The 26,998-nt window shown below is 70.8% G+C and carries 21 protein-coding genes and 1 pseudogene; 3 read left to right on the top strand and 19 right to left on the bottom strand.

Annotation, left to right across the window (positions count from 1 at the left end):
- The first annotated feature begins 1 nt into the window (after position 1).
- Positions 2–2,209, top strand: a complete 2,208-nt coding sequence (locus AC07F0_RS15365; RefSeq protein WP_478978897.1) for a glycoside hydrolase family 43 protein — start codon at positions 2–4, stop codon at positions 2,207–2,209.
- Positions 2,210–2,212: 3 nt separating this feature from the next.
- On the opposite strand, the gene AC07F0_RS15360 is transcribed toward AC07F0_RS15365, so the two are convergent.
- The 17 genes and pseudogenes from AC07F0_RS15360 to AC07F0_RS15280 form a co-directional block, all read right to left on the bottom strand.
- Positions 2,213–3,370, bottom strand: coding sequence for a dienelactone hydrolase family protein (locus tag AC07F0_RS15360; protein ID WP_478978894.1), 1,158 nt, complete (start codon positions 3,368–3,370; stop codon positions 2,213–2,215).
- Positions 3,357–4,616, bottom strand: coding sequence for a pectate lyase family protein (locus AC07F0_RS15355; RefSeq protein WP_478978891.1), 1,260 nt, complete (start codon positions 4,614–4,616; stop codon positions 3,357–3,359). The genes AC07F0_RS15360 and AC07F0_RS15355 overlap by 14 nt, the downstream gene beginning before the upstream one ends.
- Positions 4,609–5,730 carry a pectinesterase family protein gene (locus AC07F0_RS15350; RefSeq protein ID WP_478978888.1) on the bottom strand — a complete coding sequence of 374 codons (1,122 nt, stop codon included), beginning with the start codon at positions 5,728–5,730 and terminating at the stop codon, positions 4,609–4,611. The genes AC07F0_RS15355 and AC07F0_RS15350 overlap by 8 nt, the downstream gene beginning before the upstream one ends.
- 113 nt (positions 5,731–5,843) lie before the next feature.
- Positions 5,844–7,154 (bottom strand): pectate lyase family protein, encoded by a 1,311-nt coding sequence (locus tag AC07F0_RS15345; RefSeq protein ID WP_478978885.1) that lies wholly within the window; start codon positions 7,152–7,154, stop codon positions 5,844–5,846.
- Between the two features lie 32 nt (positions 7,155–7,186).
- Positions 7,187–7,984: a rhamnogalacturonan acetylesterase gene (locus AC07F0_RS15340; RefSeq protein ID WP_478978882.1), complete on the bottom strand. Its 798-nt coding sequence runs from the start codon at positions 7,982–7,984 to the stop codon at positions 7,187–7,189.
- A gap of 125 nt (positions 7,985–8,109) precedes the next feature.
- Positions 8,110–9,459 carry an ABC transporter substrate-binding protein gene (locus AC07F0_RS15335; protein WP_478978879.1) on the bottom strand — a complete coding sequence of 450 codons (1,350 nt, stop codon included), beginning with the start codon at positions 9,457–9,459 and terminating at the stop codon, positions 8,110–8,112.
- A 49-nt stretch (positions 9,460–9,508) separates the two neighbouring features.
- Positions 9,509–11,500 (bottom strand): pectinesterase family protein, encoded by a 1,992-nt coding sequence (locus AC07F0_RS15330; protein ID WP_478978876.1) that lies wholly within the window; start codon positions 11,498–11,500, stop codon positions 9,509–9,511.
- A 34-nt stretch (positions 11,501–11,534) separates the two neighbouring features.
- On the bottom strand, positions 11,535–13,043 hold the full coding sequence (locus AC07F0_RS15325) for a glycoside hydrolase family 43 protein (protein WP_478978873.1): 1,509 nt from the start codon (positions 13,041–13,043) through the stop codon (positions 11,535–11,537).
- Positions 13,040–13,888, bottom strand: a complete 849-nt coding sequence (locus tag AC07F0_RS15320) for a DUF6807 domain-containing protein (RefSeq protein WP_478978870.1) — start codon at positions 13,886–13,888, stop codon at positions 13,040–13,042. The genes AC07F0_RS15325 and AC07F0_RS15320 overlap by 4 nt, the downstream gene beginning before the upstream one ends.
- Positions 13,885–15,072 carry a Gfo/Idh/MocA family protein gene (locus AC07F0_RS15315; RefSeq protein WP_478978867.1) on the bottom strand — a complete coding sequence of 396 codons (1,188 nt, stop codon included), beginning with the start codon at positions 15,070–15,072 and terminating at the stop codon, positions 13,885–13,887. The genes AC07F0_RS15320 and AC07F0_RS15315 overlap by 4 nt, the downstream gene beginning before the upstream one ends.
- Positions 15,069–16,355, bottom strand: a complete 1,287-nt coding sequence (locus AC07F0_RS15310; RefSeq protein WP_478978865.1) for a pectate lyase family protein — start codon at positions 16,353–16,355, stop codon at positions 15,069–15,071. Before AC07F0_RS15310 ends, AC07F0_RS15315 begins: the two co-directional genes overlap by 4 nt.
- Complete coding sequence (locus AC07F0_RS15305) at positions 16,352–17,248, bottom strand: carbohydrate ABC transporter permease (RefSeq protein ID WP_478978862.1); 897 nt, start codon at positions 17,246–17,248, stop codon at positions 16,352–16,354. The genes AC07F0_RS15310 and AC07F0_RS15305 overlap by 4 nt, the downstream gene beginning before the upstream one ends.
- Positions 17,245–18,180, bottom strand: coding sequence for a carbohydrate ABC transporter permease (locus AC07F0_RS15300; protein WP_478978859.1), 936 nt, complete (start codon positions 18,178–18,180; stop codon positions 17,245–17,247). The genes AC07F0_RS15305 and AC07F0_RS15300 overlap by 4 nt, the downstream gene beginning before the upstream one ends.
- A gap of 116 nt (positions 18,181–18,296) precedes the next feature.
- Positions 18,297–20,030 (bottom strand): L-arabinonate dehydratase, encoded by a 1,734-nt coding sequence (gene araD, locus AC07F0_RS15295; protein ID WP_478978856.1) that lies wholly within the window; start codon positions 20,028–20,030, stop codon positions 18,297–18,299.
- The gene (locus AC07F0_RS15290; protein ID WP_478978853.1) at positions 20,027–20,938 is read right to left on the bottom strand and encodes a dihydrodipicolinate synthase family protein; all 912 of its coding nucleotides are present in this window, start codon (positions 20,936–20,938) and stop codon (positions 20,027–20,029) included. Before AC07F0_RS15290 ends, araD begins: the two co-directional genes overlap by 4 nt.
- Positions 20,935–21,594 (bottom strand): GntR family transcriptional regulator, encoded by a 660-nt coding sequence (locus AC07F0_RS15285; protein WP_466097796.1) that lies wholly within the window; start codon positions 21,592–21,594, stop codon positions 20,935–20,937. Before AC07F0_RS15285 ends, AC07F0_RS15290 begins: the two co-directional genes overlap by 4 nt.
- A gap of 153 nt (positions 21,595–21,747) precedes the next feature.
- Positions 21,748–22,343 (bottom strand): annotated as a pseudogene (locus AC07F0_RS15280) (TIGR03086 family metal-binding protein).
- A 132-nt stretch (positions 22,344–22,475) separates the two neighbouring features.
- Here AC07F0_RS15280 and AC07F0_RS15275 point away from each other — a divergent pair.
- Positions 22,476–23,714 carry an MFS transporter gene (locus AC07F0_RS15275; RefSeq protein WP_478978850.1) on the top strand — a complete coding sequence of 413 codons (1,239 nt, stop codon included), beginning with the start codon at positions 22,476–22,478 and terminating at the stop codon, positions 23,712–23,714.
- Here the strand turns inward: AC07F0_RS15275 and AC07F0_RS15270 are convergent.
- Complete coding sequence (locus tag AC07F0_RS15270; protein WP_478978847.1) at positions 23,651–24,817, bottom strand: hypothetical protein; 1,167 nt, start codon at positions 24,815–24,817, stop codon at positions 23,651–23,653. The genes AC07F0_RS15275 and AC07F0_RS15270 overlap by 64 nt on opposite strands.
- Complete coding sequence (locus AC07F0_RS15265; RefSeq protein ID WP_478978844.1) at positions 24,814–25,755, bottom strand: 5-dehydro-4-deoxyglucarate dehydratase; 942 nt, start codon at positions 25,753–25,755, stop codon at positions 24,814–24,816. The genes AC07F0_RS15270 and AC07F0_RS15265 overlap by 4 nt, the downstream gene beginning before the upstream one ends.
- Before the next feature lie 245 nt (positions 25,756–26,000).
- Here AC07F0_RS15265 and AC07F0_RS15260 point away from each other — a divergent pair, with 245 nt between their 5' ends.
- Complete coding sequence (locus AC07F0_RS15260; RefSeq protein ID WP_478978841.1) at positions 26,001–26,810, top strand: NAD-dependent epimerase/dehydratase family protein; 810 nt, start codon at positions 26,001–26,003, stop codon at positions 26,808–26,810.
- Positions 26,811–26,998 lie beyond the last annotated feature (188 nt).

Here is a 26,998-nt window from a genome sequence, read left to right as displayed (position 1 = left end):
CATGCGCCCCCGCACGCTCCTGCTTCCGTTCGTGGCCCTGACCGGCCTCCTCCTGACCCTTCTCACGGCGCCACCGGGCGCCGCGGACTCCGGAGCACCACCCGTGAAGCACTCCAAGTACGCCGGCTATCTCTTCGCCTACTTCACGGGCGAGGGCACCGCCGACGGCGAGCAGATCCGTTACGCCCTCAGCCGGGGCAACGACGCGCTGCACTGGCGTGAGCTGAACGCCGGCAAGCCGGTCCTGACGTCGACGATCGGCGAGAAGGGCCTGCGCGACCCGTTCGTGATCCGCTCCCCCGAGGGCGACAAGTTCTTCCTGATCGCCACCGACCTGCGGATGTACCAGAACTCCAGCGGCAGCTGGGACCAGGTGCAGCGGCACGGCAGCAAGTCGATCATGGTCTGGGAGTCCACCGACCTGGTCCACTGGACCGATCAGCGCCTGGTGAAGGTCTCCCCGGACAGCGCGGGCAACACCTGGGCCCCGGAGGCCTACTGGGACGACGAGCTCGGTGAGTACGTCGTCTTCTGGGCGTCGAAGCTGTACGCCGACGACGACCCGGACCACGAGGGCAACACGTACAACAAGATGATGTACGCGACCACCAAGGACTTCCGCACCTTCAGCGAGCCGAAGATCTGGAACGACCCGGGCTACTCGGTGATCGACTCCACGGTCGTGAAGTACAAGGACGAGTACTACCGCTACACCAAGGACGAGCGCGACCCCAGCTCCTCCAGCCCCTGCTCCAAGTTCATCACCGGTGAGAAGTCGACGTCCCTGACCTCGACGAAGTACGACTTCGTGGCCGACTGCATCGGCAAGGGCGCGATGGACCGCGGCGAGGGCCCGACGGTATTCAAGTCGAACACCGAGAAGAAGTGGTACCTGTTCATCGACGAGTACGGCGGCCGCGGCTACGTCCCGTTCGAGACCACCGACCTCGCCTCCGGCAAGTGGACCCCGTCCACCGACTACCAGCTCCCGGCGAGCCCCCGGCACGGCACGGTGCTCCCGGTGACGCAGCAGGAGTACGACCGGCTGCTGGCGGCGTACCCGTCCACCTCCACCTCCGTGGTGGACGCGACGGCCAAGCAACAGAAGGGCTACTCGATCGTCACGGACAGTGCCTCGAAGGTCGTGCTGCCCATGGAGCCCGACGCCGATCTGCGGGGCCTCGCCCCGAAGTTGTGGGTCGGTGAGGGCGCGACGCTGAGCCCGAGGTCCGGGACCCGGCGCGACTTCCGCACGCCCCAGAAGTACACCGTGACGGCGGCCGACGGCACCAAGCGCACCTGGACGGTCGAGGCGGTCCGCACCCGCAGCCCCCTGCTGCCCGGCCTGAACGCCGACCCGGACGTCCACTACCTCAACGGCAGATACTGGATCTACCCGACGACGGACGGTTTCCAGGGCTGGAGCGGCACCAAGTTCAAGGCGTACTCGTCGAAGGACCTGGTCCACTGGAAGGACCACGGCGTCATCGTGGACCTCGGGCCCGATGTGACCTGGGCCGACAAGTACGCCTGGGCGCCCGCGATCGCCGAGCGGAACGGCAAGTACTACTTCTACTTCTGCGCCGAGCAGCAGATCGGCGTGGCGGTGGCCGACTCCCCCGCCGGCCCCTTCAAGGACGCGCTCGGCAAGCCGCTGGTCGCCAAGGGCGGGGCGCTCAAGGGCCAGATGATCGACCCGTCGGTCTTCACGGACGACGACGGCCAGGCGTACCTGTACTGGGGCAACGGCCACGGGTACGTCGTGCCGCTGAACGACGACATGGTGTCGTTCGACGCGGCGAAGGTGAAGGACATCACCCCGGACAACTTCCGCGAGGGCTCCTTCGTGATCAAGCGGAAGGGCACGTACTACTTCATGTGGTCGGAGGACGACACCCGCAGCGAGAACTACCACGTGGCGTACGCGACGGGACCGTCCCCGCTCGGCCCGTGGACCAAGCGCGGGACGATCCTCCAGAAGCGGCCCGAGTACGGCATCCTGGGCACCGGTCACCACTCGGTGGTGAACACCCCCGGCACCGACGACTGGTACATGGTCTACCACCGCTTCGCCCTCAACGGCCCCGGCAGGCCGGGCGGTGACGGCATGCACCGGGAGACCACCGTCGACCGCATGGAGTTCGCGGCCGACGGCAGCATCAAGCCCGTGGTGCCGACGCTGGAGGGCGTCGAGCCGGTACGGCGATGACCCTCACAGGACGTCGTCGAGCCAGCTGAAGACCTCGTCCTGCATCTCGTGGGTGAAGACGTGGCCGAGCTCCGGCCACGTCTTCATCCGTATGCGCTCCTCGGCGTGGCACGACCGCCAGACGGCACGCAGCTTGTCGTACGCGACCCGTACGCCCTCGGCCGGGAACAGCGTGTCGAGCCCGCCGCCCAGGAACAGCATCGGCCTCGGGGCGGCGATGCTCGCCACATCGGGGATGTCGAGGTACCGGGCGAGCCCCGGGTGCAGCATGGAGTACGCCGACTGCCCGCGCAGCGTGTTGTTGCCGGGCACCATCATCTCCTTCAGGCCGGTCATCCAGCACACACTCGCGGCCGCCGCGATGTGGTCGCTGAGGGCGGCGGTCTGCCAGGCGCGGTAGGCGCCCATGGAGAAGCCGACGGCCGCGACCCGCCGGGCGTCCACACGGTCGAGTCCCGCCAGGAAGGCGGCGGCCCGCTGGTCCTCCCGGGCCATGAGCCCGGCGAGCGAGGAGCCCAGGTTGTAGAAGTTGGCGGCGAGGGCCTGCTGCTGGTCGTAGGCGAGGGGCCCGCGGTCGCCCCAGCCGAGCGCGTCCAGGCACAGCACCACATAGCCGCGCCGGGCCAGTTCGTCTCCGACGAACCGCCCGCTGAAGTACGTGTCCGCCCAGGCCCGGGCGGAGGCGAGACGCGTGTCGTCGTACCAGGGCCGGACCAGTTTCTCCTTCCCGATGTCGAACTTGGCGCCGTGGTCGTGCAGGAGCAGCACGGCGGGGAAGGGGCCCCTGCCGTGCGGGGTGAGCAGGACGCCGCGCACGCGTTCGTAGCGGGTGAGGGAGACGGTGACCAACTCCCGTGTGTACCCCTCCCCCTGAGCACGTCCAGCGGTCTCCGGGGCGTACGGCGTCCCGTCCTGCCGTTCGACGAGCAGGTGCTCCTCGACCGTGGCCCGGGCGGCGCGCCGCCAGGCGCGGAAGTCGCGGACCGGAGATCTCCCCCAGGCGCGCGGGAAGGTCAGGGCGTCCTTCAGGGCGGGGTGGAAGTCGGGGAGCGGGCCGTCCACGACCGCGGCCTCCGCCCCGCTCACCGCTCCCCCGCCCAGGAGCGCCGTGCCCGCCCCGACCACGAACGTCCGCCGGCCGAGCGGCTCATGGGTGCCCATACGACCTCCCGGTTCCGGCGTGGTTCAGGACCTGTCGCTCGACGGCCGACGGGGACGTCAGGGCGCGGTAGTCGTAGACGCCGGCGGGATCCCAGCCGACGTCGTCCGTGAGTCCCAAACGGCTCGCCACCGCGTTCAGGCCGGCGGGCCGGCCGTCGAACCAGGAGCCGGTGTCGTGGAAGTGCTCGCCCCCGTAGGCGGCGACGGTCCGGGACGGCCTCGAAAGGTGGAACACATTGCGCTCGGAGAAGATCGCGGACTCCACGCCCACGCCCAGGGCGTACAGGGGGGCCCGGCCGCGGTAGACGTTGTTGAGGACGTGCACCTGCCCGAAGCGGACCCGCGGGGCGCGCTGCACGACGCCACTGAACAGGTTGCGCACGAAGGTCACCTTGAGGTGCCCCCGGTCCCGGTCGCCGCGGCCGTCGCCCGACCCGATCAGGATCGCCTTGTCGTGGTCCTCGAACCTGCTGTCGGAGACCGTGACGAAGTCGGAGCCGTCCTCGATGTCCAGCAGCCCGTCGTGCCGCTGCACACGCTCGCCGTGAAAGCCGAGGGGTGCCTCGCGGTCGGGGAACCGGCCGTCGGTGAAGGTGCAGTGGTCGATCCAGATGTTCCTGCCGGTGATCACGGTGAGCGCGTCGAAGCGGGCGTTCCAGCTGCCCTGCGTGCCGTCGTCCGGGGACCAGCTGGTGAAGTGGTCGACGGGCGCCTCCAGGTGCAGGTTCCGCACGACGATGTTGCTGCCGGTGTTGACCGTCAGGAACACCCCGAGCAGCCGGGCGTCCCGGCCCACGCCGACGAGGGTCGTGTTGCTCGGCACGGTGAGCTGGATCTGTGCCTTCTCCTTGTTCGAGCCGGTCTGGCGCAGTTGCCGCTGCTGCTTGCAGTGGTCGAAGCGGGTGTCGGACCAGACGGCGCCGTCCTCGCCGAAGCAGGACATGTACGTGCCGAGGTCGTATCCGGGCGCGTAGTCCTGCTCGCCGAGCAGGGAACCGTCGTCCGCCTCGTGCCCGGAGATGTCACCGACGACCCGGATGACCTTGGGCGCGGTGGGAGCGCCGTCGTTCGCCAGGGCCTTCTTGAGCTCGGCGCGGGTGTGCACCGTCCAGGTCGTACCGCCCGCCCCGCCGGTCGTGCCGGAGCCGGCCGAGGCCCAGCCGGCGGGGGCGCGTTCGGCGGCGGAGGCGGCAGGAGCCGGCCAGAGCAGACACACGCCGAGGAGGAGCGCCGCGGCCCTACGCACCGGGCCGCCAGTCGCCGAGGTACGTCTCCTTGGTGTGCAGGCCGGCCTGCGCGCGACCGAGCTGGGGCCGGTTCTCCGGAACGGAGACGACCGCGCCCGGCCCGGTGTTGCGGTACTCGGCGAACCGCATCGACTGCCAGGGATAGGCGTTCGACATGTTGGTGTAGGGCGCGACCGCGTCGATGCCCGGGCCGAGCCAGGTGTCCCGGACGGTGAGCATGGGGCGGGCGGTGGTGTCGGAGCTGGGCACCCAGGGGCGGGCCAGCTTGTAGTGCCCGTCGGGAGCCTCGCTGTCGACGCGGCTCCTGGTCACCAGGTATCCGAGCGGGTTGGCACCGGCCGTCGACGGGGCGAAGACGAAGCCGTACGGGGCGGCCGGCAGGTCGGTCCGGTTCAGGGTCCGGAAGCGGCACTGCTCGAAGACGGCGGTCGCCCGCCCGAACACGAAGTCGACGTCGCCCTCGGCGTAGCAGTGGGCGAAGTACTGGCGGGCGAAGGTGCCCAGGGCCATCGAGTCCGCGTACAGGGTGTCCTGGTGGCCGAGGAACCGGCAGTGGTGGAAGGCGGACCGGTCGCCCTGGACCTTGAGGGCGACGGCCTGGGTGCCGGTGATCCCGGGGTGGTCGGCGCGCAGCCAGTCGTTGGCGAAGGTGATCCAGCGGGCGGTGAACCCGTCGGCCTGCACGGTGGTGGTGGCGGACCCGGTGGTGCCGTACGTGCCGCCGCCGGGCTTGGGCGTCCCGGCCGCGTTGTCGTACACCACGACGACGTCACGGGGGTTCTCGCTCGCCCCGATCCAGGTCATCTCGGTACGGCCGGGGTCGACGGCGACGGTCTGCCGGTAGACGCCCGGGGCGATGACGAGGGTGTATCCGCTGCCGTTCGCCGCGTCCACGGCGTCCCGGACGGTGGTGAAGTCACCGGCGCCGCCCGGATGGACGTACAGGGTCTTCGGGTCGGGGCGGGCGGCAGGTGAGCCGTACCGGCCGAAGGGGCGGGGCCGGGTGCCGGCGGCCCGCGCGGGGCCGGCGGCGAGCCCGACGACGGCACCCGCTGCGGCGCTCGTGACGAGGAACTTCCGGCGGGAGAGGGAGACATGGGGCTGCGAGAGCATACGGCTGCTCCTTCGCGGTGCGGCTGGTGCGGGTAGCTGGTGCGGAGGGGGATGGGCCGGGGCGGGGATGCGATGCGGCCGCCCCGGCCGGTTCACGTGCCGGTCGGGTCAGGTCAGCACACGCGGCCTGCGCCCGCGCGGGCATCGACGATGCCCGGGACCGCCTTCGCCGGGTCGACGCCGGCCCGCAGCGTCGGCGTCCAGCCGGCGCCCGACTGGAGCGTCTCCCCCGGGATCTCCGCGTTGTGCACGGCGATCAGGTCGACGGCCTTGCCGTTGACGTAGTTGGCGCCCGCCGTGACCGGCGCCTCGTTCCACTTCTTGAGGATCTTCGCCGGGCTGACGCCCTGCGCCAGCGTGAACGCGTTGTGCTCGGCGACGAGCCGGGACTCCTTGCCGATGCCGTAGACATAGCCCCACTTCTGGCCCTTGGTGACCACGAAGTGGTTGTTGTACGAGTCGACCTGCCCGAACCGCACCCGCGGCGCCCGCTCGACGATGCCCTCGAAGCGGTTGTGGTGCAGCGTGACCTTCAGCTTGCCCGTGTCGTCGGCGGTGGCGCTGTCGCTGTTGCCGATGAGCATGGTCTTGTCGTGGTCCTTGAACGAGTTCCAGGACACCGTGACGTGGTTCGAGCCGCGCACGACGTCGAGGAGCCCGTCGTGCTGCTGGTAGGTCTTGCCGAAGTAGGACGGCAGGGAGCTGTCGGGGTAGCGGCCGTCGGTGAGCGTGTTGTGGTCGACCCACACGTGTGTGGAGCCGTAGACGACCACCCCGTCGTACTCGCTGTTCCAGGCACCGGTCTTGTTGTCGTCGGCCGGGTCCCACTGCGGGAAGCAGTCGACCGGGGCCTCGATGGTGAGGTTCCGGACGATGACGTTGTCGACGCCCTTGATCTGGAGGCTGCCGCCGAGGATCCCGGAGTTCCTGCCCACGCCGATGATGGTGGTGTCGGCGGGCACGACCGCCTTGATGACCTTGTCCTGCTGGGCGGCGGACGCGGCCCGCAGGTCCTCCTGCTCACCGCTGACCGGCTTGTCGTGTCCCCAGACGGCGGGGTCGTAGGCGGCGAGGTACTTCTGGAAGTCGTACCCCTCGGCCTCGAACGCCTCGCAGCCCTGGGAGACGGCGTCGATCATCCCCTTCACCTTGATGATCCTGGGCGCGGACCCGCCGTCCTTCAGGGCGGCCTTGAACTGCTCCCAGGTGGTGACGGTGTAGACGTGCGCGGCATCGGCCGCGGCACCACCCGTGGTACCGGTGCCGTACGCGCCCCACCCGTCGTTGGCCCCGAGCGTCTGACGGGCCGCGTCCCGGGGCCCGGCCTGCGCGGCGGTACCACTGAGGGACAGCACGAGCGCGGCACACCCGGCCACCGCGGCAACTCTCACTCTGGCATGATCATGACACTTCCGAAGGTTCATGGTGCGGCTCTCTTCCTGCTGCGTCGGGGGTGTTACACGGCGGCCTGCGGCCAGGTGATCCACGACTCGGGAATCGGCTCGTCCAGCCGGCGCACATCGCGCGGCCCTAGCACCCGGGTCCGGAGCAACTCCCTCGCCACGAGCCGGGCCACGGCGATCGCGCCCGGTGGATTGAAGTGCGTGTTGTCCTGCTCGGTGGCGGTCCAGTTGAAGTACTTCTTCGTCTCCTCGACCCCGAGCTCCTGCCACAGGGCGAGCGACAGAGCCTGCACGTCGAGCACCGCGACCCGTTCCTCGGCGGCGAGCGCCCGCATGGCCGCCGGGTACTCACCGTGGGTCGGCAGGGCCTTCCCGGCGGCGTCGAACTTCCGCCGCTCGACGGAGGTGGCCAGCACGGGCCGCGCCCCACGGGCCCGGGCCCCCTCGACGTACATCCGCAGATGGTCCTGATACGTCGTCCAGGGCTCGGTGTACCGAGTCGGGTCCTCGGCCTTCTCATCGTTGTGACCGAACTGGATGAGCAGGAAGTCCCCGGGCCGAATGGCGGAGAGAATGACCTCCAGCCGCCCTTCGTCGACGAAACTCTTGGAACTACGCCCGTTCACCGCATGGTTGGCGACCACCAGCTCCTTACGGAGAAAGAACGGAAGCGCCATACCCCACCCGGTCTCGGGCGCGGCATTCGCGAACTTCTGGGCTGTGGTGGAGTCACCGGCAATATAAAGGGTGCGATTACGGTGACCGCCGGCTTGCGCGGTACCTGTGCCGGAAAACGCGAGAGGCACGGAGGCGACAGCTGCGACGGCGACTTGTCTTCGACTGAGAGACATGCGTGAAACTCCTTAGGTGCGCGGGGCTGTATCGATGTGCGGCTCCGCCGCGTGGGCGCGACAAGCCACGGGACGGCCCGCACCCTGCGAACCACAGGCCGTCCCACGGCGAAACCCAGCAAAAATCAACCCTTCTGCTGGTTCCACTCCTCCTGCGCGGTGTTCAGCTGCTCGGCCAACGTGTCCAGGAATTCCTTCGCGCTCATCTTCCCGAGCAGCACCTTCTGGAAGTTCGGCTCATTGTCGGCCTTGGAGATCGTGTTCCAGTCCGGCAGGTAGTACGGCAACTGCACGATCGTCGTCGTCCCGTCGGACAACGCGTCAGCGGCCAGCTTCGTGGGCTCGGCCTTCGAGATCCACGCGTCCTTCGCCGCATCCGTGTTCGCCGGCACCTGCCCCGCCGCCTCGTTGAACTTCGAGTTCTCCGCCTTCGACGTGGCGAACTCGATGAACTTCCAGGCGGCGTCCTTGTTCTTGGAGCTCTTGAACAGCCCGATGCCGTCGACCGGGTTGGAGACCTGAACCCGCTTCCCGCCGGGCCCGGTCGGCTGCGGAATACCGCGGAACTTGTCGACGCCGAGCGCCTTCACATGGTCCTGGTACGACCCGAGGTTGTGGTTCAGCATCCCGATCGTGCCGGAGTCCCACTGCGCCACCATCTTGGTGAAGTCGTTGTTGAGGTCGGCCGCGGGGGTGACCTTCTTGTACAGCGCCGCGTACTTCTCCAGCGCCGCCACGTTCTTGGGATCGTTGACGGTGGTCTTCTCACCGCTGGAGTCCCAGAACGAGGTGATCCCGGACTGCCCGTACATGGCGTCCAGCGCCTGGGCGATGGAACCGGCGCCGCCACGAATCGTGTAGCCGAACTCGTTCTTGCCCTTGTTCGTGAGCTTGTCGGCGGCCGTGAAGAACCGCTCCCACGTCGTGGGCTCCTGGAGACCCGCCTTCTTGAACAGGTCGGTGCGGTAGTACAGCACACCGTTGTTGGCGGAGGTCGGGATCGAGTACAGCTTGTCGTCGCCACCGCCGGCCGCCTTCAGCGACTCGACCATGTCCTTGTTGAGCTTGCCGTTGAGCGGGGACTTCTCGAGCCGCTCGTCCAGCGGCTCCAGCGCGCCCTGCGCGGCGAACCCGGCGAGCATCGCCGCGCCGACACCGCCGACGTCCGGCAGACCGCCGCCCTGGAGGGCGGTGTCGACCTTGGACTGGTACTCGGTGGAGGCGATCCCGACGTACTCGACCTTGATGTCCGGGTTGGCCTTCTCGAAGTCGGCGATGACCTCCTTCCATATCTCGGTGCGGACACCGCCGTTGTTGTCCCAGAAGACGATCTTGCCCTTGCCGCTCCCGTCGGCGCCCTCGTCACCGCCCGCCCCGCTGCCGTCGTCGCCGCAGGCGGTGACGGTCAGCGCGAGCACGGCCCCCAGGGCGACGGCCGTGGCGGCGCGCCTGCTTCTGCGATTGCTGATCTTCATTGGTCGGCTCTCTTCTTCTGGATCCAGCGGAACTTGAGGGTGTGGGGGGTCAGTGGCGGGCGTGGGGCGCCCAGTCGTCCGTGCCCTTGAGGTAGGCGGCCACGGTGTGGGACCGCGCCTCCTGGTCGCTCAGCTGCGGACGGTCGGCGGTGACCGTCGCACCCGGGCCGTGGTTGCCGTACTCGGCGAAGCGGGCGTCCTTCCACGAGAACCCGCTCATGTCGGTCCACGGCGAGGACTTGATCGCGGCCGGCAGCGCGGTGTCCCGGATCAGCACCTGCGCGATCGCGTCCGGCTCGCCGCCCGGGTGCCAGGGCCGGCCCAGGTGGAAGCTCCCGGCAGGGGCGTCGCTGACGATCTTCGACCGGGTGATCAGGAACCCGTACGGGTTGCCCTTCCAGGTGGAGGCCGCCGTGATGTAGCCGTTGTTCGTGTCCGAGCCCCGGCTCAGCGCCCGGATCACCGAACGCTCGATCACGGTCGTGGCCCGGCCGTAGACGAAGTCGACGTCGCCCTCGATGTAGGAGTCGCGGACGTAGACCCGGCTGAGGGTGGTCAGCTTGGGGCTGTCGGTCATCAGGGTGTCCTGGTTGCCCAGGAAGGCGGTGTCCTCGAAGACGATCCGATCGCCGGTCGTCTTCATCGCCAGCGCCTGCTCGCCCTTCAGCTCGTGCGCGGCCTCGTCGAAGTCGTTGCTGAAGGTGAGGTTGCGTGCGGTGACGTCGTTCGCGGCGATCCGGACGGTGGCGCTCCCCGTCGAACCCCCGTACTCGGCGGGCGTGTCGAAGACGATGACGGTGTCGGAGCGGTCCTGTCCAGTCCCGCGCAGCACGATGTTCGGCTTGCTCGCCGGGATGTACACCTTCTCGCGGTAGGTGCCCGGCGCGACGGCGATCTCGACGGCGGTGTCGTTGCCGTCGGGCACCGCGTCCACGGCTGCCTGCACGGTCGGGTAGTCGCCCGGGACGTGCAGGACGGCAGGGCCGCCGATCCGCTTCTGCGGTCCGGAGAACCGCTTCACCAGCGCGGGCACGGCGGCGGCCGGGTCGAGCCGGTAGTCGTAGAACGCGCGCGGGTCGAACGCCGTGCCCCACGCGTCGTGCCGGCCCGTGGTGTTGCGCAGGACCGACCCCCGCTGCACCAGCTCGGCGGTGGCGTCGGCCTGGTAGGGGTGCTGGACGCCGTCGTAGAAGCTGTTCTCGATGACCATCCTGGTCCGGCCGCGCGACCAGTTGCCGTACGTCCACACGGGGTCGCCGTCGGACAGCTGCGAGGACAGGTAGTTGTTGTAGAGGTGGGCGTAGGCGCAGTTGTCGGCGGACGGGTTGCGCTGCTTGGTGGCGCGGAACCAGTTGTGGTCGACGGTGATCTGCGTCTTGACGTTCGGGGTCCAGCCGATGCCGAAGGTCTTGTTGTTGTTCGTGAACTGGTTGTAGGAGACGGTGACGTACTCGCTGTCCTTGCGGATGTCGAGCTGGCCGTCACAGATCCGCGAGAAGCGGATGTGGTCGATCCACACGTGGTGGGCCGTGTCGAGACGGATGCCGTCGTAGTCGGTGTCCTTGCAGTCCCAGTTGCCCTCGACGGCCGTGTCGCGGATGGTGAGGTTGCGGATCACGACGTTGTGCGTGCCGGGGTCGAGGGTGAAGCCGCCGTGCACGATCTCGGCGGTGTCGCTCACGCCGATGATGGTCTTGTCGGAGGCGACGGGTATCTCCGTGCCGAAGGGGTCCATGTCCAGGGAGCCCTTGACGCGGATGACGTACGGCTCCTCGGCCGCCGCGTACTTCGCCAGCGCCGCCTGATCGGTGACGGTGACCACCTTGCCGCCCGCGCCGCCGGTGGTGCCGCCGGCGAGGGAGGCGAAGCCGTGCGGCCGGTCGGTCCAGCGGTCGGTGGCGGGCCCGGCCTTCCGGTACTGCGGGGCCGCCTGTGCGTCCCCGAGGGTCGCGAGGCCCAGCGCGGCGACGAGGCCGAGTACGGCGGCCACCACCTTGCCGTGCCCCGGTCTCGACAAGCGCTTGCTACGGAGGTGCGTCATTGCGGCTCCCAACAGGCTTACGGCTTCAGGTGCTTTACGAGGCGCTGATCCGGAACTGGGTGAACGTCGCCGCGCCCGCGTGTCCCTGGCCGGCGGGTGCGAGGGCGACGAGGCCGAGCAGGGCGCCGACCCAGCGCCACGGGGTGGCGGCGAAGACCGGGCCCGACGGCCGGAAGCCGTCGCCGACGTCGGCCGAGAAGCGGCAGCGGGCGCCCGCGCCGATCTCGATCCGCAACCGGGCCCGGTCCCCGGGTGCGAGCCGCGGGTGGGCGGCGTCGCGCTCGGCGTCCGCGACCGCCTCGGCGAACCGGTGCACCAGGTGCGCGGTCCCGTCCGTGCCCCGCTGGAGGCCGATCCAGCCGAACGCGTCCCCGAGGACCGCGAGTCCGGCTCGGGCCCCGGGCTCGTCGCTGTCGAGCCGCAGCTCCACCTCGACCGTGCAGGGCGTGCCGGGCAGCCGCTGGGTGAGCACGTTCGGCAGCTTGCGCAGGTCGTGCGCGTCGGCCGAGCGGACGCAGGTCAGCCGGAGCCCGTCCCCGGAGTGCTGGGTGGCCCAGCCGTCGCCGGGGTTGGCGGTCCACTGCCACTGGCGGCCGTACCGTCCGCCGGGGAAGTCGTCGTCGGTGGCGGGCGCGGCGGACGGCTGCGGCGGCAGGCCGGGCCTGCGGTGCACGGCGACGGGGGCGCCGTCGTCCCCGAGCACCGGCCAGCCGTCCGGACCCCAGCGCATCGGCTGCAGGTGCACGACCCGGCCGTAGGCGCCGCGCTGCTGGAAGTGCAGGAACCAGTCCTCACCGGACGGGGTGCGCACCCAGCCGCCCTGGTGGGGGCCGTTGACGTCGGTGTCCTTCTGTTCCAGGACGATCCGCTCCTCGTACGGCCCGAAGAAGCCGCGCGAGCGGAAGGCGCCCTGCCAGCCGGTCTCCACTCCCCCGGCGGGAGCGAGGATCCAGAACCAGCCGTCGTGCCGGTAGAGCTTGGGGCCTTCGAGGGTGAACCAGCCGGGTATGCGGTCGCCGTCGACGATCACCTTGCCCTCGTCGAGGAGTTCGGTGCCGTCGGGGCGCATCCGGTGCCCGGTGAGGCGGTTCTTGATGCCCGAGCGGGACTTGGCCCAGGCGTGGACCAGATAGGCCTCGCCGGTCTCCTCGTCCCACAGGGGGCAGGGGTCGATCAGGCCCTTGCCGGCCTTCAGCAGGTGCGGGCGGGTCCAGGGGCCCCTGATCTCCGGGGCGTTGACCTGGAAGATGCCCTGGTCGGGATCGCCCCAGAAGATCCAGAAGCGTTCGTCGTGGTACCTGAGGGACGGAGCCCAGACGCCGCAGTCGTGGCGGGGCGTGGCGAACTCCTCCGCCGGTTCCAGCCGTTCGAGCGCGTGGCCGACCAGGGTCCAGTTCACCAGGTCACGGGAGTGCAGTAACGGCAGTCCGGGGACGCGGCCGAAGCTGGACGCGGTCAGGTAGAAGTCGTCGCCGACGCGGACGACGTCCGGGTCGGACCAGTCGGCGTCCAGGATCGGGTTGCGGTACGTCTCGGTGGTCACGGGCTCACCGCCTTGCGGACGAGGGCCGCCGCGGCGTCGCGGTCGAGGCGGCCGTCGGCGACGACGGTGACGACCCGGCGGACGACGGTCTCGCCCGGCGGGAGGGGCAGCCGCTCGCCGTACGCCAGTGAGGAGCCGACGCCCGGGTACTCCTCGGTGCGCACGAACCACGGGTCCTGGCGGGTCTGTTCGGTGGCGCCGGCGAAGACCAGCGTCCAGGTGCCGCCCCGCAGGGCGAGCCAGTCGGCCGGGCGGCCGTGGACCTGCTCCTCGCCCTCGGCCCCGGCCGAGAAGACCTCCGGCGCGGAGGACTCCTTGCGGGCCCGCCAGAAGAAGCCACCGTAGGCCGCGCCCGGCCGCCCGTTGGTCGCCGGGCTGCCGATCGACAGCGGGTCCTTGGTGACGTTGGTGAGGGAGAAGGTGAGGTCCAGCGCCCAGGCCTGTTCGGTGAGCTCGGTGGCCGCGACCGTACGGCGCTCGCGCAGCAGCTCTCCGCCCGCGGCGACCCAGCGCAGCTCCTCCACGAAGCCGTCCGGGTCGCGCAGCTGGAACGTGACGTGCCGCTGGGCGCCGTGGTTGTCCAGCTCGGTCGGGCCCTGGTCGCGGACGTAGGTGCGCCCGCCCCAGAAGTTGAACCCCTCGACGTCGGGAACGGCGACACCGACGCCGAGGTGGTGTGCGTGGTCGGCGGGGGTCAGTTCGGTGACCGCCGTGCCGGCCAGGGTGGTGACGGGGTGCAGATACGGGCGCGGGGAGAGCCGCGCCGGCAGCTCGGGCCGGGTGACGTACCGGCCGACCGGACGTCCCGCGACACGCAGCACCGCCGTGTCGTTGCTGCTGGTCATCTGGTGCTCACCTCTTTCGACAGGTGCTCCGCGCCCAGTGCCCAGGGGGCGCCCAGCTCGGAGTAGAGGGAGAGGGTGTCGGCGGCGGCCGCGACGAGCCCGTCGATGCCGGGGACCACCCGGCGGTTCTCGCCGGGGACGCGGTGCCAGGCGGTGTCCGGCAGCGGCGCCGGGTCGGGCGCCGTGCGGATGGCCTCCACGACCTTCATGAAGGCGCCGGTCTCCTCCGGCGGGACCAGCAGGTCCGCACCGGTGGTCAGGTGCGCGACGAGGTTCTCCAGCAGGTCGGTGCGGCCGTACTCGAACTCCTCCGGGCCGTGCCCCGCGCGCTGGAGCAGCACGCGGTCCTGCTTGTACCAGAAGGTGATCCGGCCGGTGCTGCCGTGCACGAGGACGTACGGTTCGTCCGCCCGCTCGGCGCACAGGGTCGCGGCGACGGTGACCGGGTGGCCCTGGGCAGTGCCGATCCGGACGCAGGAGGTGTCGTCGGACTCGATGGCGTTGGCGCGCAGCAGTTCGGTCTCGATGCCGGTGACGTCCTCGGCGCGGGTGCTGCCGCCGAGGGCGAGTGCGGTGGCGACGGCGTGGGCGAGCGGGTTGGTCAGCGTCCCGTCGATCACGTCGACGCCGTCCATCCGCCGCTTGCCCGCCCAGGGCGCCCGCCGGAAGTAGTCCTCGCCGCGCACCCAGGCACCGGCCCCGCCGAGCCCGACCAGCTGCCCGATCGCCCCTTCGGCGATCAGCGCGCGGATGGCGGGCAGGGCGTGCGAGCCCAGCGACTGGAAGCCGATCTGGCAGACGACCCCGGCCGCAGCGACCCCGTCGGCCATGCGGCGGAACTCCGCGTACGAGGGGGCGGGCGGCTTCTCCAGCAGGAGGTGCACACCCCGCTCGGCCGCCGTGAGCGCCAGGTCGGTGTGGGTCGGGATCGGTGTGCAGATCACGGCGATCCGGGCACCGGTGGAGTCCAGCAGGGCACCGAAGTCGGCGGACTGCTCGGGGGTGCCGAGGCCGTCGAGCTCCGCCTCGGTCAGCGGCGTCAGTTCGCAGACGCCGGCCAGCCGGACGAGGCCCTGCTTCTGGAGGCGGCGGATGTTCTCGACGTGCCAGCGGCCGTGGCCCCGGGCGCCGGCGAGGACGACGGGCAGAGGTGTGTTCATGGAGTCGATCATGCGACCGGTCATGGGATCCTCCCCGCACCCGCGCCGCGGGCCACCGCCCGGTCGGCAGCGGCGGCGCTGTCGATCCGCCCGTGCAGGGCGGGCGTCCAGCCGACGTCGCCCGTCAGGTCGCGCTCGCTGCCCGAGTTGTAGGCGTTGTAGATCATGAGCAGGTCGACCGGAAAGCCGTTGAACAGCGTGCCGCTCTGGTGCAGGGCGCTGCCGTTCCAGCTCTTGACCAGGTCGGCGACCTCGACATGGCCGGGCGCGTGGAAGGCGTTGTTCTCGGCGTAGATCTTCGACTCGGTGGAGACACCGAGGGAGTAGCGGTAGTCGTCGTCGGTGATCTCGTAGCGGTTGTTGTAGAGGTGCACCTGGCCGAAGCGGACGCGCGGGGCGCGCTGGACGACCGACTCGAACGCGTTGTGGTGCAGGGTGACCCGGAGCTTGCCGCGGTCGCCGGTGGCGGTGTCGCCGTTGCCGATGAGCATCGCCTTGTCGTGGTCGGCGAACCGGCTCCAGGACACGGTCACCAGGTCGGAGCCGTTCGTGATGTCCAGCAGGCCGTCGTGGCGCAGGTAGTTGCGGGCGAAGTGGGTGGGCTCCTGGGCGTCCGGGTGGCCCTTGTCGCTCAACGTCACGTGGTCGACCCAGACATGGGTGGCGCCGGCCAGCCCGATCGCGTCGTACGCCGTCTTCCAGTCGCCGAGGCCGCCGGTGTTGGGCTGCCAGACGGGGAAGCAGTCGTAGGCGTCGCGGATGTCGAGGTTGCGGATGATCACGTTGTCCGCGTTCCGCACCTGGAGGCTCGCGCCCTTCAGGACGGCCGAGTCGCCGAGCCCGACGATCGTGGTGTTGGAGCCGACGGGCAGCACGACCCGCTCGGCCTGCCGGGCGGCGGAGGCCTGGCGGGCCTCCTCCTGCGGGCCGCTGGGCTTGGCGGCGCCCCAGGTGCGGGGGTCGTAGGCGGCGAGGTACTTCTTCAGGCTGTAGCCGCCGGTGGCGTAGTCGGAGCAGTCGAGACGGTCGCCGTCGTCGTCGGTGTTGGCGTCGATGGTCCCGGCGATCCTGATGATCTTCGGGGTGTCGCTGCCGCCGTCGAGGGCGCGGACCAGCTGGGTCCGGTCGGTGACGGTGAAGACGTGGGCGTCGTCGGCCGCGGCCCCTCCGGTGGTGCCCGCCCCCTCGGAGGCCCAGCCGTCGTTCGCGGGCAGGGTGTCGCGGCCGATGTCCCGTGCCTCGGCGTGCGCGGGGACGCAGAGCACGCCCACCAGACCTGCCGCGACGGCGAGTTGGCGCAGTCTCATCCCTTCACCGCCCCCGCGCTGAACCCGGTGATCAGCCACTTCTGGATGAAGGCGAACACGATCACGACCGGCACGGCCGCGATGATGCCGCCCGCGGCGAGGGCGCCCAGGTCGACGCTGTCCGCGCTCATCAGGGTGTTCAGGCCGACCGGGATGGTCTGCTTGTCCTGGTTGTTGAGGAACATCAGGGCGAACAGGAAGTGGTTCCAGGAGTGCACGAAGGCGAAGGAACCCACGGCGATCAGGCCCGGCCGCAGCAGCGGCAGCACGACGATCCGGAAGGCCGTCATGCGGTTGCAGCCGTCCACCCAAGCCGCCTCCTCCAGGGAGTACGGCACGTTCTTGATGAAGTTGCTGATCAGGATCATCGACAGCGGCAGCTGGAAGACCGTCTCGGCGAGGATGACACTGCCGAGGCTGTTGATCATCTGGAGTTCGGCGAAGATCTCGAACAGCGGGACCAGCAGCAGCGCGCCCGGCACGAACTGGGAGCACAGCAGGCCCAGCATGAACGCCCGCTTGATCTTGAAGTCGAACCGGGCGAGGGCGTAGCCGCCGGCCAGGGCGACGAGGGTCGTCATGACCAGGGTGGCGACGCCGACGAGCACGCTGTTGGCGAAGTAGGTGCCGAAGCTGCGCTCCGTCCACACCTTCTCGAAGTGATCGAAGGTCATCGGCCAGGGCACCAGCGAGGTCGAGCCGGCCGGGCGCAGGGCGAACAACAGGATCCAGTAGAAGGGGATGAGGGTGAAGACCAGGTAGATCCCCAGGGGCAGGTAGATCTGCCAGCGGGGCGCCTCGTCCCAGGCGCGCTTCCCCTTGGCGGGACGCGGCGGTTCGGGGGCCGTGGGCGCCAAAGCGGGCGCCGCCTTGGTGGCTTCCTTGACGCTCACTTGCTCTCGCCTCCGAACTTGCTCAGCCGCAGATAGACCATCGAGCAGAAGAGCAGGATCACGAACGCCACCGTGGTCAGGGCCGACGCGTAGCCGAAGTTGTGGGCGTCGACGGATGTGTTGGCGATGTACAGCGGCAGCGTGGTCGTCTCACCCGCCGGGCCGCCGCCGGTCAGCGTGTAGAGCAGGTCTACGTTGTTGAACTCCCAGACCGCGCGCAGCAGCGTGGACAGGATGATGGCGTCCTTCAGGTGGGGCAGCGTGATGTGCCAGAACTGCTTGAGGCGGCTGGCCCCGTCGACCTCGGCGGCCTCGTAGAGGTCCTTCGAGACGGACTGGAGGTCGGCGAGGATGAGGATCGCGAAGAAGGGCACCCCGCGCCACAGGTCGGCCACGATCGCCGCCGGGAAGACGGTGGAGGTGTCCGACAGCCAACTGGTCCCGTAGGAGCCGATGCCGATGTCCGCGAGGTAACGGGTGATGCCCGTCTGGGAGTTGTAGAGCAGCACCCAGATCGCGGAGGTGAGCACGCCGGAGACGGCCCACGGGGAGAAGACCATCGCGCGTCCCAGGCCCCGGCCCACGAAGGTCTGGTTGACGATGAGGGCGAGCGCGAGACCGAACAGCAACTGGAGGCCGACCTCGACGAAGACCCACTTGGCGCTGAAGACGAGGGTGTCCCAGAAGACCGGGTCCTTGGTGAAGGCGTGGACGAAGTTGTCGAAGCCCGCGTATCCGTTCCGCCACGGCTTGGTGGGGTTGTAGTTCTGCAGGCTGTAGTAGAAGACGCTGATGACCGGGTAGGCGATGAAGCCCAGCATCAGCAGCGCCGCCGGTGCGATCAGCAGGTACGGCAACCTGCGCGGCGTGGCGGAGGCACGGCGCCGCCGGGGTGGCGCGGGCGGTTTCGCCACGGCTGCGGCTTGGGCCATGACTGTTCTCCGTTCTCAGTACGTCGTGGTACGTCGTGCGTCGGTGCGCGGGAAGCGCTTTCTCCCCGGGCAGGGTCGTGCCGGGTCGTGCTGAGGTACTCGGGTGGTGCGGTGGTTCAGCCCGCGTACGGGTCCTGCACCTTGCCCGTGCGGGCCAGGAATTCGAAGTCGCAGCCGGTGTCGGCCTGCGTGATCTGCTCGTTGTAGAGCGCTCCGTAGCCGCGCTCGTACCGAGTGGGCGGCGGCGTCCAGTCCGCCCGGCGCCGCTCCAACTCCTCGTCGTCCACGTGGAGATGGAGGGTGCGCGCCTCGACGTCGAGGGTGATGGGGTCACCGGTGCGGACGAGGGCGAGCGGTCCGCCCACGTACGACTCGGGAGCCACGTGCAGCACGCAGGCGCCGTAACTCGTGCCGCTCATCCGGGCGTCGGAGATGCGGACCATGTCCCGCACGCCCTGCTTGAGCAGGTAGTCGGGCAGCGGCAGCATCCCGTACTCGGGCATGCCCGGGCCTCCCTTCGGGCCGGCGTTGCGCAGCACGAGCACGTGGTCGGGGGTGATGCCGAGCGAAGGGTCGTTGATGGTGCGCTGCATGGTCTTGTAGTCGTCGAAGACGACGGCCGGACCGGTGTGCTTGAGCAGGTGCTGCTCGGCGGAGATGTGCTTGATGACGGCGCCGTTCGGGCAGAGGTTGCCGCGCAGCACGGCGACCCCGCCCTCGGCGGCGACCGGGTTGTCCCGGGTCCTGATGACGTCGTCGTTGTGCACCTGCGCGCCGGCGATCTGCTCGCGCAGCGTGTCGTGCGAGACCGTCGGCCGGTCCAGGTGGAGCAGGTCCGTGATCCGGGAGAGGAATCCGGGCAGACCGCCCGCGAAGTGGAAGTCCTCCATCAGGTACGTCTGACCGCCGGGCCGTACGTTGGCCAGCACCGGGACCGTGCGGGCGATGCGGTCGAAGTCGTCGAGGGTGAGGCGGACGCCCGCGCGGCCGGCCATGGCGATCAGGTGGATCACGGCGTTCGTGGAGCCGCCGAGACCGAGCACGGTCGTCACGGCGTCCTCGAAGGCCTCGGCGGTGAGGATGTCGCTCAGCTTGCGGTCCTTGTGGACCAGGTCGACGATCGTCATCCCCGCCCTGGCGGCCATCCGGTCGTGCCCGGAGTCCACGGCCGGGATGCTGGAGGCGCCAGGGACCGTGACGCCGAGGGCCTCGGCGGCGGCGGTCAGGGTGGAGGCCGTGCCCATCGTCATGCAGTGGCCGGGCGAGCGGGCGAGGCCGCTCTCCAGCTCCTGCATCTCGCAGTCGCCGATGACACCGGCCCGCTTGTCGTCCCAGTACTTCCACATGTCGGTGCCGGAACCGAGCACCTCGTTGCGCCAGTGGCCCGGCAGCATGGGCCCGGCCGGCACGAACACCGCCGGCAGGTCCGCGCTCGCCGCGCCCATGAGCAGGGCGGGTGTCGACTTGTCGCAGCCGCCCATCAGGACGGCCCCGTCGACCGGGTACGACCGCAGCAGCTCCTCCGTCTCCATGGCGAGCATGTTGCGGTAGAGCATCGGGGTCGGCTTCTGGAAGGTCTCGCTCAGGGTCGAGACCGGGAACTCCAGCGGGAAACCACCGGCCTGCCACACCCCCCGCTTCACGGCCTGGGCGCGGTCGCGCAGATGGACGTGGCAGGGGTTGATGTCGGACCAGGTGTTGAGGATCGCGATGACGGGCTTGCCGAGGTGCTCCTCGGGCAGATAGCCGAGCTGGCGGGTGCGGGCGCGGTGGCTGAAGGTACGCAGCCCTTCGGTGCCGTACCACTGGTGGCTGCGCAGGTCCTCCGGACGCTTCTTCGGTGTGCTCATATCGACCACCCGGCGGCGATGGCGGCGACCTCGGCCCGCTCGCCCTCGGGCAGTTGCCTGCTCGGCGGGCGGACCTCGCGGCGGCACAGTCCGAGGGAGGCGAGGGCCTCCTTGACGACGGTGACGTTGTTGGCGGAGCCGCTGTCGGCGCGCAGTTCCTCGAAGCGGCGGATCTGCTCCCAGACCTTCATGGCGGCCGGGTAGTCGCCGGAGCGCAGCGCCTCGATCATGTTCATGGAGACCGCCGGGGCGACGTTCACCAGCCCGGAGGTGAAGCCGGTGGCGCCCGCGGAGAAGTAGGAGGGGGCGTACGGCTCGGCGAGCCCGGCGACCCACACGAACCGCTCCAGACCCGCGTCCCGGGCGAAGGCCGCGAACCTGGCGGCGTCCGGGACGGCGTACTTCACGCCGATGACGTTCGGGCAGGCGTCGGCGAGTTCGGCGAGCCGGGCACCGGGGAGCTGCGCGTTGCGAATGTACGGGACGACACCCAGCTCCGGCACGGCCTGCGCGATGGCCCGGTGGTAGTCGACCCAGCCGGCCTGGGAGACGTACGGGTGGACGGGCTGGTGGACCATCACCATCTGGGCGCCGAGATCACGGGCGTGCCGGGCGGAGGCGACGGCGGTCGGGATGTCGTGCCCGACGCCGACCAGGATGACGGCCCGCTCCCCGGCCTCGTCGATCGTCAGCTCCGTGACGAGCCGGCGCTCCTCGGGGGTCAGGGCGTAGAACTCGCCGGTGTTGCCGTTCGGGGTGAGGGTGGTGATGCCGCCGTCGAGCAGGCGGCGCAGCAGGGCCCGGTAGGTGTCCTGCTCGACGGAGCCGTCCTCGGCGAACGGCGTCACCGGGATCGCCACCACGTCGGCCAGGGCCGCCCGCTGGGTCTCGAACGCCACGCTGCTCATTCCTGACCTTCCTGTTCCAGTTCCGCCTGGGGGAAAGCACGCTGCACGAAGGACGCGATGTGGGAGTGCAGGGCGCGGGCAGCGCCGTCGGCGTCGCCGTCGAGGGCGAGCCGGAGGATCTCGCGGTGCTCGCCGGCCTCCCGCTCCCAGGAGGGCGAGGCGGCCCACGCGACGGCGGAGACGAGGGCGGCCTGGTCGCGGACCTCGTCGAGCATCCGGCCGAGCAGCGGGTTGCCGCACGGCAGGTACAGGGCGCGGTGGAACTCCCGGTTGGCCAGGGAGCGTTCGGCGGTGTCGGTGGCGGCGTCCGCCCGGGTCAGCGCGTCGCGGGCGGCCTCCAGGGAGGCCCCGCGGTGCACGGCCCGCTTCAGCGCCTCGGGCTCCAGCAGCAGCCGGACGTCGTAGACCTCGCGCGCCATGTCCGCGTCCACCATGCGCACCGTGACGCCCTTGTACTGGCTCATCACGACCAGCCCGGTTCCGGCGAGGGTCTTGAGCGCTTCGCGCACCGGGGTCTTCGACACCCCGAACTGCGCGGCGAGCTCGGTCTCGACCAGCGCCTGGCCGGGCGTCAACTGCCCGGTGAGGATGCGGTGTTTGATCCCCTCCAGCACGTACTGCGTGCGGGAGGGGATCGGCGTGGGCACAGAGGTCATGCGCGCCTCTCGGATCTCGCGTCCCCGAGGGGGATCGCGTATCGGATCTCGCGTATCGCGTCTCATATATGACGTACGAAGTACGACGCGATGACGTTAAGAGGGCGCGTTTGTTTCGTCAATGCTTCTGACGAAGGAAGTAGCAATCGCTTTCTACGACTTGGGCGCCCACCCCGGATCCCGCCCGCTCAGCCCCACCGCCCGGTCCAGCAGGGGCGCGTCCGGCCGGACGGGGACGACGGGGCCGAAGATCTCGCCCGGCTGGGGTCGTCGACCGACGCGGCGAGGAAGTCGTGGCAGATCTGGAGCGCGGCCGGGTCGGGGGTGTACGCCTGGCCGGTCGCGCGGGCCAGGTCCCAGCCGTGGATCACCAGTTCGTCGGTGGCGACGAGCCCCGCGATCTCGCCGGGCAGGTCCACGCCGCCGGCCCGGGTCATGCCGGTCCAGGCGGCCGGGTCGCGCCAGGCCTCGGCCAGTTCCGCGAGGACCTTGGGCAGCTCCTCGCGCCAGCCGGGCCCGAGGTCCGGGAGCGCGGAGTCCGGGCTGGTGCCGGTGGTGACGCCCAGGTCCTTGCGGCCGGCGTCGCGGAAGGCGACGGTCAGCCCGACCAGGTGGCCCAGCAGGTGGCGCACCGCGTACTCCGGGCAGGGCGTCGGGGCCGCCAGGTGCTCGTCGGTGACGCCTTCGGCCAGGCGCGCCAGGACCGCCGTCTGCGGGCCGAGGTCGAGGGTCTCGGTGGTGTCGGTCATCCGCTGTTCCTCCTGGTTTCGTCTCCTGGGAGGTAGACCGACGGCGACCGCGGAACTCATCGTCCGGCCGCCCGTTTTCTACGCCACGTGCCCGATCCCCGCTCGCGGGCCTTAGTACCACGATGACCAGGCATGACGAACACAACGGCCTGGCCCGTAGTGCGGGTCCTGCGCGACCGCGACGCGGGGCTGTGCCTCTCCGGCGTGGTGGTCTCCGGCTTCGGCACCTCGGCGCTGTGGCTGGCGTCCGGCGTGTGGGTGAAGGACCTCACCGGCTCGGACGGCCTGGCCGCGCTGTGCCTGCTCGCCATGTGGCTGCCGACCCTGGCCGGACCGCTGCTGGGCACGCTCGCCGACCGAGGCCGCCGCAAACCTCTGCTGATCGGCGTGAACTTGCTGCTGGGGGCCCTGCTGCTCACCCTCGTGAGCGTCGACGCCCCGGGCGACCTGTGGCTGCTGTACGCGGTGCTGTTCGTGTACGGCGCGGCGGGCGTCGTCCACGACGCGGCCGAGTCGGCGCTGGTGGCGACCGCCGTCGACCCGTCCCTGCTCGGCGACTTCAACGGCCTGCGCATGACGGCCACGGAGGGTATGAAACTCCTGGCCCCGCTGGCGGGCGCGGGCCTGTACGCGGCGTACGGCGGCGCGAGCGTCGCTCTCCTGGACGCGGCGACGTTCGTCCTGGCCACGGGCGTGTACGCGCTGCTGCGGGTGGAGGAGGACAAGCCCGCGCCGCCCACCGGCAGCCGCCGGGAGCGGACCGCCGAGGGCGCCCGCCATCTGTGGGCGCACCCTCTGCTGCGCCCCCTGGTGCTGGCGGGCGGCGCCACCATGCTGTGCGCCGGCCTGAACGGGGCGATGGTCTACGCCGTCGTCGACGATCTCGGGCGCTCCCCCGCGTACGCCGGTGTGCTGTACGCCGTACAGGGCGCCGGGTCGGTCGCGGTCGGCCTGTGCTCCGGCACCGCCCTGCGCCGCCTGGGCGAGCGGCGCTTCGCGGCCTACGGCATTGCCCTGCTGGCCGTCGCCGTGGCCCTGCGGGCGGTGCCGTCCGACCCGCTGGCGCTGGTGTGCGGCGCGGCGATCGGTGCGGGGCTGCCCGCGGTGCTGATCGCCACGCTGACGTCCGTGCAGCGCGAGACGCCGGGCCCGCTGCTGGGCCGGGTCACCGCCACCGCCCACACGCTCGTGTACACGCCGAACGTGGCCGGGCTGGCCGCCGGGGCGGCCCTGGTCGAGCTGGTGAGCCACCGGCCGGTGCTGGTGGGCCTGGGCGTGGCCCTGCTGGTGACGGCGGCCCCGCTGTTTCAGAGCCGGGCGAGAGCGGAGCGAACGGTCTCCAGGTCGCCGTCGGACGCCAATCCGGCGTGATACAGCCGCAGTTCGGTGGCGCCGAGCCGCCGGGCCTCGGCCGCGTCGGCAGCGAGGGTGCCGGGGCTGCCGCCCATGCCGGAGACCACGGTGAAGTTGGCTGCGATGACCGCGCCCTGCCTGCCCTGCCGGGCGAACGGCGTCAGAGTGCCGGTGCCGCCCGCGCAGGGCACGACCACCCCGTCCGCGACGGACAGGATGTGCGCCGGGTCGACCCCTGGGTTCGCACCGACGTGGTAGGACACCGGGTCCGCGTGCAGCAGCACCTGGAAGCCGTCGGGCGCGACCGCCCGGACCGCCGCCACGGCCTTCTCCTGGAGCGTGCGGGCGGTTGCGTCGCGGTACGCGCGCGTGGTGTTCGCGAGCGTCTCGCCGAGGAGCTTCTCGACACCCGCCCAGCCGCCGTCGGAGGGCGTCACCCCCTGCCACACCGGCTCCAGCGCGGTCCGTACGGCGGCGGCCAGCTCGTCGGCGTCCAGGCCGTGCCGGCCGTAGCCCTCCCGGCAGGACGGGCAGAAGCACAGCGCCATCAGGTACTGCCCGGCGTCGCCGAGGCCGACGCCGCCGGTCTTGTCGTGGGCGTGCAGGTGCTGCAGGCCGTACCAGCCGAGGGACTCCAGCTCGGTACCGCGCGCCCCGGGCCGTACGGCCGCCTCGGCGGCCAGGTCGGTCAGGTACGCGCGGGTGGCGGGCTGCGCGATGCAGGGCGCCCAGGGGTAGCGGTCGCCGTAGGCGTTGACGACCGAGGTGCCCGGGTGCTCGGCGCCCAGGCGGGAGTTGTGCGCGAGGACGACCCAGGTGTGCACCTCAAGGCCGGCGCCCGTGAGCGCGGTGGCGGCCCCGCCGAAGGCGTCCCCGGGGGCCCAGTCACCGGCCGGGTAGGGGCGCAGCTCGCGCCCGTCCCAGCGGTCGTCCGCCGGGTACAGCACGGCGGCGTGCTCGGCGGTGACGATGCGGTGACGCGGGTGGCGGGGCGTGAGCGCGCGCGTGGAGTGGTAGGCGGCGGCGAGCGTCACCTGCTCCACTCCCAGCGCGGCGATCCGCGCGGGCGCCTCCGGGTCCCCGTTGACGTCCCAGGGGTAGACGAATGCCGACGCCTTCACTTGGCCTCCTCAAGCAACGCGTAGCCGCGCTCGATCACTTCGGCGAGCTGCTTGACATGATCCCCGGTCGGCGCGTGCAGCGGGGGCCGCACCTCCCCCACGTCCAGTCCGCGCAGCCGGACGCCGGCCTTGACCAGCGCGACGGCGTAGCCGCGGCCCTGGGCGCGCAGCTCGACGAAGGGGCGGTAGAAGCCGTCCAGCAGCTTCTCCGCCACGCTGTCGTCACCGCTGCGGAGCGCCTGGTGGAAGGCGAGGGCGATCTCCGGCGCGAAGCAGAAGACGGCGGACGAGTAGAGCGTGACACCCAGGGCGCGGTAGGCGAGCTGGGTCTGTTCGGCGGTCGGCAGGCCGTTGAAGTAGAGGAAGTCGCCGGGGACCTCGCAGCGCACGGCGCTGATGACGCGCTGCATGAGGTCGAGGTCGCCGAGCCCGTCCTTGAGGCCGATGATCCCGTCGGTACGGGCCAGTTCGACGACGGTCTCCGGCGTGAAGACGGCGTTGTCCCGCTGGTAGACGATGACCGGCAGGGGGCTCGCGGCGGCGATCTCACGGTAGTGCCGCAGCAAGCCCTCCTGCCCGGCGACGACGAGGTACGGCGGCATGGCGAGCAGCCCGTCCGCCCCGGCAGACTCGGCGATGCGGGCATAACGCACGGCGAGCGCGGTGCCGTACCCGGCGCCCGCGACGACCGGCACGCGCCCCTCGGCCGCCTCGACGGCCACCCGTACGCACGCCTCGAACTCCTCGGGCGTGAGCGCGTGGAACTCGCCGGTGCCGCAGCAGGCGAACACGGCGGCGGCTCCTGCCTCCACTCCGCGGCGCACGTGTGTGCGGTAGGTGTCGAGGTCTACGGAGCCGTCGGGGCCGTAGGCGGTGACCGGGAAGAACAGCGGTCCGCTGGGGATGTCGAGGCGGGCGGCGAGAGGGGCTGACGTCACGAACTCTCCCGGTTCCATATTCATGATTGTCGTCTATATTTCTGAACAGCTCCACGCTAAGGCGCCGCCGCGACGCCGGTCAAGCGCGCGAACCCGCCACGCACCAGCGGATTCGCTCTTTTCGCGGCATACTTGACGGGCTCCGTCCCGGATCCTTAGCGTGTCCACGCATATGAATTCCGTGCAGTCATCTGCACGGATGCCGTGCACCCATCTGCACGGTGGGAGATTCAAGGAGACCGAGGATGCCCGCTCCCCGCACCGTCCTGCTCACCGGCGCCGCCGGTGGCCTCGGCACCCTGATGCGGGAGCTGCTCCCGGACTACGGCTACGAGCTGCGCCTGCTCGACATGCGCCCGATCGAGGGCGCCCCGGACGCGATCACCGCCGACCTCTCCGACAAGGACGCCGTGCGCGAGGCGGTCCGCGGCGTCGACGCGATCATCCACCTCGCGGGCATCTCCCTGGAAGCCCCGTTCGAGAAGATCCTCAAGGCGAACATCGAGGGCACCTACCACCTGTACGAGGCCGCCCGCGAGGAGGGCGTCGGCCGGATCGTCTTCGCCTCCTCCAACCACGCCGTCGGCTACACCCCTCGCCCCCAGGGCGACGACCCGCTGATCCCGGTCGACACCCCCCGCCGCCCGGACACCTTCTACGGCCTATCCAAGTGCTTCGGCGAGGACCTCGCGCAGCTCTACTGGGACAAGCACGGCCTGGAGACGGTCTCGGTGCGGATCGGCTCCTGCTTCCCCGAGCCGACCAGCGTGCGCATGCTCTCGGTGTGGATGAGCCCCGCCGACGGTGCCCGCCTCTTCCACGCGGCCCTGACCGCCGAGCATGTCGGCCACACCGTCGTCCACGGCTCCTCCGCCAACACCCGGCTGTGGTGGGACCTCGCCACAGCCCGGGCGCTCGGCTACGAGCCGCAGGACGACTCCGAGCCGTGGGCCGAGAAGCTCATCGCCGAGCAGGGCGAGCTGGACCCGGAGAACGAGGCGCACGCCTACCTCGGCGGCCACTTCGTGACGGACCCGCCGATCTGGCCGTACTGACCGGAAAGAGCCGGCGCGAGAGGGCGGGCGGGCAGGAAACGGGCCCGCCCGCTCGGGCATCCGGGCACGCACGGATGCGGTCGGACAGCGCCCCCAGGGGCGCGGGGAACCGCGCGACCAGCCACAACACACCCGCACACGGCCACGACTCCCGTGTGGCACGCGCCGCAAGTCCGAGACCGAACGGG

The organism is Streptomyces sp. NPDC045955 (assembly GCF_056430805.1).
This window is presented reverse-complemented; position numbering and strand designations above follow the sequence as displayed.

Bases quoted from the DNA above. Each gene is read 5' to 3' on its own strand.
- AC07F0_RS15285 (WP_466097796.1), bottom strand. From the start codon at position 21,594: ATGACCTCTGTGCCCACGCCGATCCCCTCCCGCACGCAGTACGTGCTG.
- AC07F0_RS15350 (WP_478978888.1), bottom strand. From the start codon at position 5,730: ATGCTCTCGCAGCCCCATGTCTCCCTCTCCCGCCGGAAGTTCCTCGTC.
- AC07F0_RS15320 (WP_478978870.1), bottom strand. From the start codon at position 13,888: ATGACCAGCAGCAACGACACGGCGGTGCTGCGTGTCGCGGGACGTCCG.
- AC07F0_RS15315 (WP_478978867.1), bottom strand. From the start codon at position 15,072: ATGACCGGTCGCATGATCGACTCCATGAACACACCTCTGCCCGTCGTC.
- AC07F0_RS15260 (WP_478978841.1), top strand. From the start codon at position 26,001: ATGCCCGCTCCCCGCACCGTCCTGCTCACCGGCGCCGCCGGTGGCCTC.
- AC07F0_RS15300 (WP_478978859.1), bottom strand. From the start codon at position 18,180: ATGGCCCAAGCCGCAGCCGTGGCGAAACCGCCCGCGCCACCCCGGCGG.
- AC07F0_RS15290 (WP_478978853.1), bottom strand. From the start codon at position 20,938: ATGAGCAGCGTGGCGTTCGAGACCCAGCGGGCGGCCCTGGCCGACGTG.
- AC07F0_RS15360 (WP_478978894.1), bottom strand. From the start codon at position 3,370: ATGGGCACCCATGAGCCGCTCGGCCGGCGGACGTTCGTGGTCGGGGCG.
- AC07F0_RS15345 (WP_478978885.1), bottom strand. From the start codon at position 7,154: ATGAACCTTCGGAAGTGTCATGATCATGCCAGAGTGAGAGTTGCCGCG.
- AC07F0_RS15330 (WP_478978876.1), bottom strand. From the start codon at position 11,500: ATGACGCACCTCCGTAGCAAGCGCTTGTCGAGACCGGGGCACGGCAAG.
- AC07F0_RS15365 (WP_478978897.1), top strand. From the start codon at position 2: ATGCGCCCCCGCACGCTCCTGCTTCCGTTCGTGGCCCTGACCGGCCTC.
- AC07F0_RS15340 (WP_478978882.1), bottom strand. From the start codon at position 7,984: ATGTCTCTCAGTCGAAGACAAGTCGCCGTCGCAGCTGTCGCCTCCGTG.
- AC07F0_RS15310 (WP_478978865.1), bottom strand. From the start codon at position 16,355: ATGAGACTGCGCCAACTCGCCGTCGCGGCAGGTCTGGTGGGCGTGCTC.
- AC07F0_RS15335 (WP_478978879.1), bottom strand. From the start codon at position 9,459: ATGAAGATCAGCAATCGCAGAAGCAGGCGCGCCGCCACGGCCGTCGCC.
- AC07F0_RS15275 (WP_478978850.1), top strand. From the start codon at position 22,476: ATGACGAACACAACGGCCTGGCCCGTAGTGCGGGTCCTGCGCGACCGC.
- araD (WP_478978856.1), bottom strand. From the start codon at position 20,030: ATGAGCACACCGAAGAAGCGTCCGGAGGACCTGCGCAGCCACCAGTGG.